The sequence below is a fragment of the Variovorax sp. GW531-E2 genome, from assembly GCF_059423125.1.
The window spans coordinates 34,852-47,169 of record NZ_JBWKXQ010000039.1 but is presented as its reverse complement, the minus strand read 5'-3'; the positions used below and the strand labels follow the sequence as shown (position 1 = coordinate 47,169).

Below are 12,318 nucleotides of genomic sequence, written 5' to 3'. Positions count from 1 at the left end.
GCCGACGCGTGGCGCCAAGCATTCAGAGGAGGTGGCGCCACAGAATCCGCACGCCCTTCTTGTCTCTTCCACCTGAGGACGAACCATGTGTCTGCATCTGCTGCGAGCCTCCCTTCTCTTCCTGGCTGCGCTGTGCTGCGGCACGGCGTCGGCCCAGGCCTGGCCCGACAAGCCCATTCGGCTGATCGTTCCCGCACCGCCGGGCGGCATCTCCGACGCGGCGGCGCGGCTGCTCGCCGAACAGCTGCGCACGAACCTCGGCCAGACCGTGCTGGTGGACAACAAGCCGGGCGGCTCCGCCGTCATCGCCGAGCGCGCGCTGATGGCCGCGCCGGCCGACGGCTACACGCTGATGGTCGGGCCGTCGAGCGTGCTGTCCGACATTCCGCTCACGGTGAAGACGCCCTTCGACCCGCTCAAGACCTTCACCTACGTCGGCGAGGTGACGGGCATGTTCCATGTGCTGGTGGCCAACGCCGGCTTCCCGCCGAACACGGTGAACGACCTGCTGGCGCATGCCAAGGCGCATCCGCGCTCGGTCAGCGTGGCCAACCTGAGCACGGGCACGCGCTCCAACCTGCTGGGCGAGATGCTGCGCGCGCGCAGCGGCAACGACATCCTCGTGGTGCCGTACAAGGGCTCGGCGCCGGCGCTGGTCGACCTCATGGGCAACCAGGTGCAGCTGACCTTCGAGGTGGTGAGCAACGTCACTTCGCTGATCCGCAGCGGCAAGATCAAGGCGCTGGCCGTGGCGTCGTCGAAACGCTCGCGCTTCCTGCCCGACGTGCCCACCTTCGGCGAGCTGGGCCTGCCCGACTTCGTGATGCCCGACGCGAGCGTGGGCGTGTTCGTGCTCAGCAGCATGCCGCCGGCGCTGCAGGAGAAAATCCGCGCCGAGGTGGCCCGGGCCGTGCAGGCGCCGAAGTTCCGCGAGGCGCTGCTCGCGCAGAATTACGATCCGCCGCGCGAGGCGACGCTGGTGCAGCTGCGCCAGACGCTGGACGCCACGACCGCCCACAATCGGGCCATCATCGAGAAACTGCAACTCAAGATCAGCCCCGAGTGAACACGGGGCCCTTCCCACAGCCACCATGAAGCACCTCGGTCGACTGATGCGCAGCGCGAGCCTCAGCGGCTACGTGGAGCTGGTGCAATCGCTCGGCCGTGACCCGCATGCCTTCATGCGCACCGTGGGGCTGAAGGCGCAGCTGCTCGAGCACCCCGAGACGCTGATCCCCGGCGACGCGGTGCGCGAGCTGCTCGAGATCACCGCGCGCGCCACGCGCACCGAAGATTTCGCACTGCGGCTGGCGGCGCAGCGCAAGCTCTCGGCGCTGGGCCCCATCAGCGTCGTGCTCAAGGAAGAGCCCACGCCGCGCGACGCGCTCGACACGCTGGGCCGCTACCTGAAGCTGGTGAACGCCTCGCTGAGCTTTCGCCTCGAGGACACGGGCGACATGGTCATCATCCAGGAAGACCTGCTGCCCAGCCCCGGGCTGCCGATGCGCCAGTCGATGGAGCTGGCCGTGGGCATCATGTTCCGCATCCTCGGCGAGCTGATCGATCCGCAGTGGCGCCCGCAGCAGGTGTGCTTCACGCACCGCCCGCCGGCGGACATGGCGGCGCACCGCGCCTTCTTCGGGCGCAACGTCAAGTTCAACCAGGATTTCAACGGCCTCGTGTGCCTGGCGGCCGACCTGCGCAAGCCGCGCGAATCAGGTGACCAGGGCGTGGCGCGTTTCGCGCGCGAGTACCTCGAAGCCGCGCTGAAAGACCGCGGCGAGAGCACGCGCGAAGCTTGCCGCGAACTCATCCTCGCGCTCATGCCCGGCGGCGGTTGCACCGCGCAGGAAGTGGCGCGGCACCTGCGCGTGGACCGCCGCACGCTGCACCGCCGGCTCGAGGCCGAAGGCCTCACCTTCAGCCGCCTGCTCGACGACGTGCGCTCCGACCTCGTGAAGCGCCACCTGCGCGACAGCGACCTGCCGCTGAGCGAGGTGGCCGAGCTGCTGGGGTTTTCGGGGCCCAGCAGCTTCAGCCACTGGTTCCGCCACCACTTCGGTTGCAGCGCCTCGCAGTGGAGCAAGCAGACGGCCGGCGCAGTGGCTCAGGGCGCGGTGCGCGCGTTCTGAACCAGGTCTTCGTGGCGCAGGGCATGCGCGATGCCCTCCAGCAGGCGCCAGGCGGCGCGCGTGAAACGCCTCGTCATCGCCATCGTCTGTCTCAGGCCGCCTTGCGCAGGAAGCCCTGGTTGCCTCCGTTGCGGTTCGGCGCGAAGCCGTTGGCGGCGAGCGACTCTTCGGCCGTCTCGTAGAACACGCCGATCTTCGAAATCTCGCGCGCCTGCTGCGCCGTGGCAATGGGGCGGCCGAACTGGCGCGAGATGGCCACCAGCTGCTCGATCTGCGCCACGGTGCCGATCTTGGCGGTGCGCGTCTGGTTCCACAGCACGTCCTCGGTGCCGCAGCGCACATGCAGGCCCATCGCGATGCCCATCATGTTCACCGGCAGCACGTTGCGCACCGAGCTTTCCACCGTGAGCACCGCGCCGTCGGGCACGGCGCGCACGAAGTTGGCCAGGTTGTAGATGTTGGGCGCGTCCATGCCGCCGCTGATCGCCACCCAGTTCATCACCAGCGGGCCCTTGTAGACACCGCGCCGCATGAGCCGTTCGACCGACTCGAAGCTGTTGATGTTGTAGCACTGGAAGGCGCTCTGGATGCCCGCCTTCGTGAGGCGGCGGATGTGCTCCTCGACCCAGCCCGGCTGCGCCGGCACCGTCATCTCCTTGTAGGCCTCGAAGATGGCCGGGATCTCGCGCGAGGTGCCCTTGAAGTCGGCCAGCTCGGCATGCTCGGTGACGTTCATCTGCGAGGTGTTGACCGTCACCGTCACCTGGTCGGGCGTGGGCTCCAGCTCGGCCAGCATGTGGCGCGTGTCGTCGCTCAGCCACTTGGCGGCGGCGCCTTCGCTCTCGGGGGCGAAGCTGATCGAGCCGCCGACCTGGATGATCATTTCGGGTACGCGCGCGCGCACGCCGGCGATCAGCTCATTGAACTTGGACAGCCGCTTGCTGCCCTTGCCGTCGAGTTCGCGCACGTGCAGGTGCAGCACCGTGGCACCGGCGTTGTAGCAATCGACCGCCTTCTGGATCTGCTCTTCCATCGTGACCGGGATCTCGCCCGGGAAGTCGGAAGGAAGCCAGCCCGGTGCGTAGGGCGCGGCGGTGATGATCAGCGGCTGCTGGTTTTCGGGAAAGAGATGGCCGTCGAGGAAGTTCATGGCGTGCGTCTGTCAGGTGGCGAGGCGGGGGGCGGATGCGGCGGCGATGTTCAGTACGGCACGTCGCCGACGATGCCGGCGCGTTCCATCTTTCGTGGCGCAGGCCAGTAGTCGTTCAGCGCGTAGTGCTGCGTGCTGCGGTTGTCCCAGACGACCACGTCGCCCGGCTGCCACGACCACCGCACCTGGTACTCGGGAATGGTCGCGCGGCTGAGCAGGTAGTTCAGCAGCAGCGCCGCACCCGGTGTCTTGTCGATGCCGTGGCGCACGTTCTCGGGGGTGCTGTAGTTCACGAAGTGCGTGGTGAAGCTGCCCACGTAGAGCACCTTCTCGCCGGTCTCGGGGTGCGTGCGCACCACGGGGTGCTCCACGGGCGGATGGTCCTGGCCCAGCTTGAGGCGCGCTTCCATCGGCATCACGGCGCCGAACGAATGCTCGATGCTGGCCTTGGCGCGCAGCTTGCCGATCTTCTGTTTGATCTCGTCGGGCAGCTCGTCGTGCGCCTGCACCATGTTCACCCAGATGGTGTCGCCGCCGACCTCGGGGCATTCGATGCAGCGCAGCACCGCGCCCATCGCGGGGCTCTGGCGCCACAGGCCGTCGCAGTGGTAGGTGTTCTCGTAGCTGTGCTTGTTGTCGCTGCGGTAGATGCGCACGAGGCCCGGGTGCTCGGGGTCGCTGCCGACCACGGGGTGGTCTTCCAGTTCGCCGAAGCAGCGTGCGAAGGCGACGTGCTCGGCGCGCTCGATGTCCTGGCCGCGGAAGAAAAGCACCTTGTGCTTGAGCAGCGCGGCGCGGATCGACGCGAAGCACTCGGGGTCGCGCGAGGCCTCGCCCAGGTGGACGTCCGAGATTTCGGCGCCGATGGACGGCGTGAGGGGTCTGATCTTCATGAGAGGTCTCCGATGGAATGGCGCGTGCCGCTCAGTTCGCCTGGATGCGGTACTTCTTGACGATGGCGGCGTTGCGCTCGGACAGCGCGCGGGTCTCGGCGATGAGCGCGGGCGTGTCGACGCTGAGTTCGGGCTCCAGGCCCACGTCGAGCAGCTTCTGCTGCACGGCGGGCGCCTGGCCGGCCTTCTCGATCGCGGCATGGAGCTTGGCCATCACGTCGGCCGGCAGCTTGGCCGAACCGATGAAGCCGACCCAGCCGCGGAACTGCAGGTCGGGGTAGCCCAGTTCGGTGGTGGTGGGCAGGTCGGGCAGGAAGCGCGAGCGGGTCTTGCCGGTGAAGGCATAGGGGCGCAGCTTGCCGGCCTTGATGAGCGGCATCGAGGTGAGCATGCCGTCGAACATCAGGTCGACCTGGCCGCCCAGCAGGTCCTGCAGCGCGGGCGGCGAGCCGGGGTAGCCGATGTGCTGCAGGTCGAGCCCGGCACGGTCGCTGAGGATGAGGCCCGCGTACTGCGACACGGTGCCGGGGCTGTAGCTGGCGAAGCTGGCCTTGCCCTTGCGCGTCTTCAGTTCGGCGACGAGGCCCTGGAAGTCCTTGGCCGGGAAGTTCACGGCCGTGACGAGCACCACGCCCGAGCGCGCGACCGAGCCGATGGGCACCACGTCCTTCAGCGGATCGAAGGGCATCTTCACGACCTGCGGCGTCTCGGCCAGCACGTTGCTCGCGGCCATCACGATGGTGTTGCCGTCGGCCGGTGCCTGCAGCATGGCCTGCAGGCCGATGGAGCCGCCCGCGCCGGGGCGGTTCTCGACGATCACGGGGCGGCCGATGTCCAGCGCCATCTGCTGCCCGACGACGCGGGCCACGATGTCCATCGTGCCGCCCGGCGGCGCGGGAACGATGAGCTTGACGGGCTTGTCGCCCAGCGCCCAGGCCCCGAGGGCCATCGAGCATCCGACCAGCGCCACGGCGGCGGCGCGTCCAAATTGCAGCAGTTTCATGGGGTGTCTCCGGTTGTTGTCTTGCAGGCCTCGGTGGGCCGATGCCGTCAGTATCCGGCGCACCCCGTCCGCATTTCTTGCTTTATTGGGGCATCGATTTGCCAATTTGGGACATCGCCAAGACCACGCTTCCCGCCGCCGCCACGCGCCGCAAGAATCCGTTCCATCCAGCCCCCACACACCCCAGGAGACGCACCATGAACCAGGCCATCCGCTTCCACGAGACCGGCAGCGCCGACGTGCTCAAGCTCGAACACGTCGAGGTCGGCGAGCCCGGCCCGGGCCAGGCGCGCGTGCGCCACAGCCTCATCGCCGTCAACTTCATCGACATCTATTTCCGCACCGGGCGCTATCCGCTCGCACTGCCCAACGGGCTCGGTTCCGACGCCGTGGGCGTGGTCGAGGCCGTGGGGCCGGGCGTGACCGACATCCGCGTGGGCGATCGCGTGGGCTATCTCATCGGGCCGCAGGGTGCGTATTCGCAAGTGCGTGTGATGCCGGCCGATGTGTTGATCCCGCTGCCCGATGGCATCTCGGACCGCACCGCTGCCACATTGATGATGAAGGGCATGACGGCGCAGTACCTGTTCCGCCAGGTCTATCCGCTCAAGGGTGGCGAGACGATCCTGTACCACGCAGCCGCCGGGGGTGTGGGCCTCATCGCCTGCCAGTGGGCACGCGCGATGGGCGTCACGATGATCGGCACCGTCAGCACCGACGAGAAGGCTGCGGTCGCCAAGGCCAACGGCTGCACGCACACCATCGTGACTTCGCGCGAGAACATCGCCCAGCGCGTGCGCGAGATCACCGAGGGCAAGGGCGTGCCCGTCGTGTACGACTCGGTGGGCAAGGACACGCTGGAGGCCTCGCTCGATTGCCTGCAACCGCGCGGCACGCTCGTGAGCAACGGCACGTCGTCGGGCGCCGTGGTCCTCGACACCAAGCTGCTGGCGGCGAAGGGCTCGATCTGGCTCACGCGGCCCGCGATGGTGCACTACATCCACCCACGCCCGCACATGCTCAGCATGGCCGATGAACTCTTCGACCACGTGCTGGCCGGCCGCATCGTGAGCGAGCCCCAGCAGAGCTTCGCACTGGCCGACGCCGCCGAAGCGCACCGCGCCCTCGAAGGCCGCAAGACCACCGGCGCCACCGTGCTCGTGCCCTGAGAACTGCCACGTGCGGACTTGCGATGTCCTCCCTGGTCCGCGCGGCAAGCCTCACCCACTACCGCGAGGTCGCCCGCGCCAGCGGCCTGGACCCGGTGCGCATGCTCCTGGACGCCGGCCTGAGCCCCCGCGTGCTGGACGAGCCCGACCTGATGATTCCGGTCGACCGCGTCGCCGCGCTGCTGCAGGCCTCGGCCGAGCGCTCGGGCAACGACAGCTTCGGGCTGTGCATGGCCGAGGGGCGGCGGCTGTCGAACCTCGGGGCCGTCGGCCTGCTGGTGCGCGAGCAGCCGACGCTGCGCGATTCGCTCGACGTGCTGATGCGCTACCAGCCGCTGCTCAACGGCTCGCTGTCGCTGATGGTCGAGGCCTTCGGCCAGGTGGTGGTGATCCGCGAGGAAGTGCAGCCCGGCAAGGCGCACCGCGCCACGCGCCAGCGCATCGAACTGGCGCTGGGCGTGATGCTGCGCCTGCTGCGGCAGTTCCTCGGCGCCGACTGGCAGCCCCGGCGCGTGTGCCTGGCGCACCCCGCGCCGCGCGACCTGCGCACGCACCATCGCGTGCTGGGCGCGGCCGTCGCGTTCGACCAGGACTTTCACGGCATCGTCTGCGCGCGCGACGACCTGGACGCGCCCAACCCTTCGGCCGACCCGGCCATGGCGCGCTATGCGCGGCAACTGCTCGACGCGGCGGCGCCTGCGCCCGGCGACGCGCTGCCGGGCGACGTGCGGCGCGCGGTGCTGCTGCTCCTGCCCAGCGGGCGCTGCAGCATCGCGCAGGTGTCGGCGCACGTGGGCGTGGAATGCCGCACGATCCAGCGCCGGCTCGCGCACGACGGGCAGAGCTTCTCGGCCATCGTCAACGACGTGCGCAAGGAACTCGCCGTGCGCCATGTGCTGGAGGGCGACCGTCCGCTGGCCGAGGTCGCGGGCCTGCTCGGCTTCTGCGCGCCCAGCGGACTGTCGCGCTGGTTCCATGCGCAGTACGGCTGCAGCGCGAAGGCCAGCCGCGCGCGGCGGGGGGCGCCGCGCCGCGCTTCGGCCTCGCGCGATTGACGTGGAGAATCGGGCTCGTTCTTCCCTCCACGAGCACGAACGAGCCTTGGCCACTTTCCCGCCCCCCGATGCGAGCGGCGCCCCGCGCGACCTGCTGCTCAAGGTGACGCCGCCCCGTGTCCCGCGTCACCTCGTCTCGCGCGCGCGGCTCCTGTCGAGCGCCGACGCGCTGCGCGACCACGCGGTGTTCGTGGTGCAGGCACCCTCGGGCTTCGGCAAGACCTCGCTGCTGGCGCAGTGGCGGCTGGAGTACCTGGGCCTGGGCGTGCCGGTCGGCTGGGTCTCGGCGCAGAGCCAGGACGACCCGGGCCGGCTGGTGCAGAGCCTGGCGCTGGCGCTGCGCGTCGCCATGGGCCGCCCCGCGTTCGGGCGCAGCCTGTTCCAGGACGACCGGCCCGGCACGCTGGGCAGCGTCACGGCGCTGCTGGCCGAGCTGGCGCAGGCGGCCTTGAACGTGGTGCTGGTCATCGACGAGGCCGACCGCCTGCCGCCCGCCTCGCGCGAGGCGCTGGCCTACCTGCTGCGCAACGCCCCGCCCAACGTGCGCACGCTGATCGCCACGCGCCCCGACGGCCGGCTCGACATCGAGGATCTCGTGGCCTACGGGCAGTGCGTGGAGATCGGCCCGGCGCTGCTGAAGTTCAGCCTCGACGAGACGCTGCAGCTGGTGCAGGCGCGCTTCGGCGCGCGCGTCGACCGCAACACCGCCGCCCGGCTGCACGAGCTGACCGAAGGCTGGCCGCTGGGCCTGCAGCTGGCCACGACCATCATCGCGCGCGGGGCCGACGCGCACGCCGCGCACACGGTCCTGGGCGACATGACGGCCGCCGCCGGCGAGCTGCAGGGCGAGCTGGTGCGGCTGCTGCTGGTGAACCTCGACCCGCAGGATCGCGACTTCCTGGCCCGCATCGCCGTGCTCGACCTGCTGCATCCCGAGCTGTGCCGTGCCGTCTCCGGCGTCGACGACGCCGCGGCGCGGCTGGCGCGGCTGAGCAACGACACGCCGGTGTTCGCCGCCGCCGAAGGGGGCGAGTGGCTGCGCATGCATGCGCTGGCGCGCGACGTGCTGCGCCAGCGTTTTGCCGCGCTCGACGCGGCCGAGCAGGTGGCGGCGCATGCGCGTGCGGCGCAGTGGCTGGCCGCGCACGAGTTGCTCGACGAGGCCGCCCACCACGCGCTGAGCGCGGGCCAGCACCAGACCGCCTACGAGCTCGCGGAGCGCAGCCTCTACGAATCGCTCATGCGGCGCGGCCGGCAGGCCACGGTGCTCGAATGGATGGCGCAGATGCCGGCCGACGAACTCGACCGCCGCCCGCGCCTGCTGCTGGCCGCGGCATGGACGCTGGCATCGAGCGAGCGGCACGAAGAAGCCGGCCGTTTCGTGGCGCGCATCCTGGCGCAGCCCGATGTGAGCGACGCGCTGCGCTGCGAATGCGCGCTGATCCTCGGCGGCGCGGCCGTGTTCGCGGACGACCCCGACCGCTTCGTCGAGCTGCACGCGCCCTGGACCGAGGCCGTGCCGCTGACCGACCCGCTGCTGCTGCAGTCTCACGCCAACCGCATGGCCTACCGCGCGCTGCTCGAAGGCGAGCCCGCGCTAGCGCGCCTGCGCCAGCAGCAGGCGCTGCGCGGGCACCCGGGCCACGGCGTCGACTACATCCGGCGCTGGAGCGAACTGGTCATCGGCCTGAGCTATGCGTGGGAAGGCCAGGTGCTGCTGGCCGAGCAGCTGCTGCGCCCCGCCGTGGCCGGCGCCGAGGCCGAGATGGGCCGGCGCCACCGCTTCAGCTGCAACCTGGCCGCGCTGCTCGCGTCGGTGGCCTGGGAGCGCGACCTGCCGGGCGACGCCGCCACGCTGCTGGCCGACCGCCTCGACGTGCTGGAGCACAGCGGCCTGCCCGAATCGCTGCTGCAGGCCTACCGCACGGCGGCGCGCATCGCGGCGGCCGAGGGCGCCGAGCACCGCGCGCTGGAACTGCTGGACGCACTCGACGCGGCCGGTGCCGCGCGGCGCCTGCCGCGGCTGCGCATCGCCAGCCTGGCCGAGCAGGTGCGCCTGCATGCGCAGCGCCACCGCGCCCAGACCTGCCGCGAGCTGTGCGAGCGCATCGACGCGCAACTGGCCGACCCCACGTTGCCGCAGGGCCCGCTGTGGCGGCGCAGCGTGGAGGCGCTGCGCGACGTGGCGCGTGCCCACGCAGCCATTGCCGCGCGCGACTGGCCCGACGCCCTCGCGAAGCTGACGCGCGCCGACGAACAGGCGCGCCAGCGCAAGCAGGGCGGCCTGCACATCGAGCTGCTGGGGCTGCGCGCGCTGGCGCTGGAGCGCTGCGGCCAGCCGGCGCAGGCGTTGCTGCGCGAGGCCATGGACCTGGCGCGCGCCTACGGACTGCAGCGCGTGTTCTCCGACGCGCACCCCGAGCTGGGCGCCTGGGTCGGCACGCTCGCGGCCGAGGGCGCGCAGGCCGAGATCGCGGTCGCGCCCCTTGCGCCCGCCGTGCCGCCTGCGCCCGCGCCTGCGGCGCCCGCATCGCCCGGCGCCGTGCTCACGCCCAAGGAGGGCGAGGTGCTGGTGCTGCTGGCGCGCAACCTGTCGAACAAGGAAATCGGGCGCGCCATGCAGGTGGGCGAAACCACCGTCAAGTGGCATGTGAAGAACCTGTTCGCCAAGCTCGACGCGGGCACGCGCACGCAGGTGGTGCAGCGCGCGCGCATCCTGGGGCTGCTCGCCGCGGGGCACTGAGGGTTTCTCCCTCCCCTCCGGGGCCGCCTCCCCCTCCTGCGAGGAGGGGGCGCGCGCAGGGGCCCCGACCTATTCTTGCTCCCAGCACGGTCACCGCCGCACAGCGGCCCTCCTCGACCGGCACAGGAGACAAGACAATGGGTTCCACGATCCAGCCAGGCCTCTCGAACGGGGCCCCCGCCGTGCACACGCGCGGCCTCCAGGTCCACCCCGTGACCTGCGCCATCGGCGCCGAGCTGCGCCACGTGTCGCTGGCCGAGGCCTCGCGCGACGCCGGCCTGGCGGCCGAGATCCGCGCGCTGCTGGTGCAGCACAAGGTGCTGTTCTTCCGCCAGCAGGAACTCACGCGCGCCGAGCACGTCGCCTTCGCCCGCCACTTCGGCGAGCTGGAAGACCACCCCGTGGTCGGCAGCGACCCCGAGCACCCGGGCCTGGTGCGCATCTACAAGAACCCCGAGACGCCGGTCGACCGCTACGAGAACAGCTGGCACACCGACGCCACCTGGCGCGAGAAGCCGCCCTTCGGCTGCGTGCTGCGCTGCGTCGAGTGCCCGCCGGTGGGCGGCGACACCATGTGGGCCAACATGGCGCTGGCCTTCGAGAAGCTGCCCGCGCACATCCAGCAGCAGATCGCCGGGCTGCGCGCGCGCCACAGCATCGAGGCCACCTTCGGCGCCGCGATGCCGATCGAGAAGCGCCTGGCGCTGAAGGCCCAGTTTCCCGACGCCGAGCACCCGGTGGTGCGCACGCACCCCGACACGGGCGAGAAGATCCTGTTCGTCAACGGCTTCACGACCCACTTCACCAACTTCCACACGCCGGCCAACGTGCGCTACGGGCAGGACTACCAGCCCGGCGCCGCCCTGCTGCTGGCCTACCTCGTGAGCCAGGTGCAGATTCCCGAGTACCAGGTGCGCTGGCGCTGGCAGCCGGGCGACGTGGCCATGTGGGACAACCGATCGACCCAGCACTACGCGGTCATGGACTACCCGCCCTGCCATCGAAAGATGGAACGCGCCGGCATCGTCGGCGACGCGGTCTTCTGAGCGGGCGCCGCCCCCTCCCCTTTCTTCCCTTTCCACCGAGGTTCCTGCCATGAATTTTCTCGACGGCCATCTGTTCCCCGAAAACCAGCAGCCGCTGGTCATCACCGCCGCGCCCTACGCACCGTCGTGGGTGCCCGCCGACTTTCCGGAAGACATTCCCGTCACGATGGAGCAGCAGATCCAGAAGGCGGTCGACTGCTACAACGCCGGCGCCACCGTGCTGCATCTGCATGTGCGCGAGCTCGACGGCAAGGGCAGCAAGCGGCTGTCGAAGTTCAACGAGCTGATCGCCGGCGTGCGCAAGGCCGTGCCCGAAATGATCATCCAGGTGGGCGGCTCGATCAGCTTCGCACCCGAGAGCGAAGGCGCCGCCGCCAAGTGGCTCAGCGACGACACGCGCCACATGCTGGCCGAGCTGGAGCCCACGCCCGACCAGGTGACGGTGACCATCAACACCTCGCAGATGAACGTGGTCGAGCACTGGGACGACGCCGACACCCGGGGCACCTCGATGGAAGACCCCGAGGTCTACCGCGCCTACAAGGAAATGACCGTGCCCGCGCAGCCGGGCTGGGCCGAAGAGCACATCCGCCGCCTCACCAAGGCCGGCATCCAGAGCGCCTTCCAGTGCTACAACATCAACAGCTTCGACTCGGTCGAGCGGCTGATGCGCCGCGGCGTCTACAAGGGCCCGCTGGTCATGAACTGGGTGGCCATCGGCGGCGGCATGGACGTGCCCAACATCTACAGCTTGGCCAACTTCGTGCGCGCCGTGCCCGACGGCGCGGTGCTCACGGTGGAAAGCTCCATGCGCAACGTGCTGCCCGTGAACATGATGGGCATCGCCATGGGCCTGCACGTGCGCTGCGGCATCGAGGACAACCTCTGGAACCAGTCGCGCTCCGCCAAGATGGGCACGGTGGCGCAGGTCGAGCAGCTGGTCGCCATCTCGCGCCAGTTCGGCCGCCCCATCGCCACCGCCAAGCAGGCGCGCGAGATTTCGAAGATCGGCGTGTTCTACGACACCGTCGAGGAATCGCTGGCGGCCAACGGCTTCGCGCCGAACCGCAACGGCGCGCAGCAGGGCTTCCTGCGCAAGGCGGCCTGAGCCCCCCCACCCCCGGCAC

10 protein-coding genes are annotated in these 12,318 nt (G+C 70.4%); 7 read left to right on the top strand and 3 right to left on the bottom strand.

Features of this window, described 5'->3' with window-relative positions; all coding sequences use genetic code 11:
- Positions 1–85 precede the first annotated feature (85 nt).
- Entirely contained in the window at positions 86–1,066 is a 981-nt protein-coding gene (locus AC07XP_RS21295; protein ID WP_495265792.1) for a Bug family tripartite tricarboxylate transporter substrate binding protein, read from the top strand.
- A 25-nt stretch (positions 1,067–1,091) separates the two neighbouring features.
- Positions 1,092–2,132 (top strand): AraC family transcriptional regulator, encoded by a 1,041-nt coding sequence (locus AC07XP_RS21290; RefSeq protein WP_062477242.1) that lies wholly within the window; start codon positions 1,092–1,094, stop codon positions 2,130–2,132.
- 91 nt (positions 2,133–2,223) lie between these two features.
- Here the strand turns inward: AC07XP_RS21290 and AC07XP_RS21285 are convergent, their stop codons facing one another.
- From AC07XP_RS21285 to AC07XP_RS21275, 3 genes are read right to left on the bottom strand one after another with little or no spacing between them, the layout of a single operon-like run.
- On the bottom strand, positions 2,224–3,282 hold the full coding sequence (locus tag AC07XP_RS21285) for a beta-keto acid cleavage family enzyme (RefSeq protein ID WP_070062068.1): 1,059 nt from the start codon (positions 3,280–3,282) through the stop codon (positions 2,224–2,226).
- Positions 3,283–3,332: 50 nt separating this feature from the next.
- On the bottom strand, positions 3,333–4,175 hold the full coding sequence (locus AC07XP_RS21280) for a TauD/TfdA dioxygenase family protein (protein ID WP_070062067.1): 843 nt from the start codon (positions 4,173–4,175) through the stop codon (positions 3,333–3,335).
- 31 nt (positions 4,176–4,206) lie between these two features.
- On the bottom strand, positions 4,207–5,178 hold the full coding sequence (locus AC07XP_RS21275) for a Bug family tripartite tricarboxylate transporter substrate binding protein (protein ID WP_495265791.1): 972 nt from the start codon (positions 5,176–5,178) through the stop codon (positions 4,207–4,209).
- 197 nt (positions 5,179–5,375) lie between these two features.
- Here AC07XP_RS21275 and AC07XP_RS21270 point away from each other — a divergent pair, with 197 nt between their 5' ends.
- The 5 genes from AC07XP_RS21270 (at position 5,376) to AC07XP_RS21250 (ending at position 12,299) form a co-directional block, all read left to right on the top strand.
- Positions 5,376–6,347, top strand: a complete 972-nt coding sequence (locus AC07XP_RS21270) for a quinone oxidoreductase family protein (RefSeq protein ID WP_095746616.1) — start codon at positions 5,376–5,378, stop codon at positions 6,345–6,347.
- A 23-nt stretch (positions 6,348–6,370) separates the two neighbouring features.
- Positions 6,371–7,402, top strand: coding sequence for an AraC family transcriptional regulator (locus AC07XP_RS21265; protein ID WP_495265790.1), 1,032 nt, complete (start codon positions 6,371–6,373; stop codon positions 7,400–7,402).
- A gap of 46 nt (positions 7,403–7,448) precedes the next feature.
- A complete protein-coding gene (locus AC07XP_RS21260) occupies positions 7,449–10,145 on the top strand; it encodes a winged helix-turn-helix domain-containing protein (RefSeq protein ID WP_495265789.1) in 2,697 nt (898 codons plus the stop codon).
- Positions 10,146–10,282: 137 nt separating this feature from the next.
- Positions 10,283–11,191 (top strand): TauD/TfdA dioxygenase family protein, encoded by a 909-nt coding sequence (locus tag AC07XP_RS21255; RefSeq protein ID WP_159273045.1) that lies wholly within the window; start codon positions 10,283–10,285, stop codon positions 11,189–11,191.
- Positions 11,192–11,240: 49 nt separating this feature from the next.
- A complete protein-coding gene (locus tag AC07XP_RS21250) occupies positions 11,241–12,299 on the top strand; it encodes a beta-keto acid cleavage family enzyme (RefSeq protein ID WP_062482971.1) in 1,059 nt (352 codons plus the stop codon).
- Positions 12,300–12,318: the final 19 nt, after the last annotated feature.

Coding starts and splice junctions, on each gene's coding strand:
- AC07XP_RS21295 (WP_495265792.1), top strand. CDS start 86: ATGTGTCTGCATCTGCTGCGAGCCTCCCTTCTCTTCCTGGCTGCGCTG.
- AC07XP_RS21290 (WP_062477242.1), top strand. CDS start 1,092: ATGAAGCACCTCGGTCGACTGATGCGCAGCGCGAGCCTCAGCGGCTAC.
- AC07XP_RS21285 (WP_070062068.1), bottom strand. CDS start 3,282: ATGAACTTCCTCGACGGCCATCTCTTTCCCGAAAACCAGCAGCCGCTG.
- AC07XP_RS21280 (WP_070062067.1), bottom strand. CDS start 4,175: ATGAAGATCAGACCCCTCACGCCGTCCATCGGCGCCGAAATCTCGGAC.
- AC07XP_RS21275 (WP_495265791.1), bottom strand. CDS start 5,178: ATGAAACTGCTGCAATTTGGACGCGCCGCCGCCGTGGCGCTGGTCGGA.
- AC07XP_RS21270 (WP_095746616.1), top strand. CDS start 5,376: ATGAACCAGGCCATCCGCTTCCACGAGACCGGCAGCGCCGACGTGCTC.
- AC07XP_RS21265 (WP_495265790.1), top strand. CDS start 6,371: ATGTCCTCCCTGGTCCGCGCGGCAAGCCTCACCCACTACCGCGAGGTC.
- AC07XP_RS21255 (WP_159273045.1), top strand. CDS start 10,283: ATGGGTTCCACGATCCAGCCAGGCCTCTCGAACGGGGCCCCCGCCGTG.
- AC07XP_RS21250 (WP_062482971.1), top strand. CDS start 11,241: ATGAATTTTCTCGACGGCCATCTGTTCCCCGAAAACCAGCAGCCGCTG.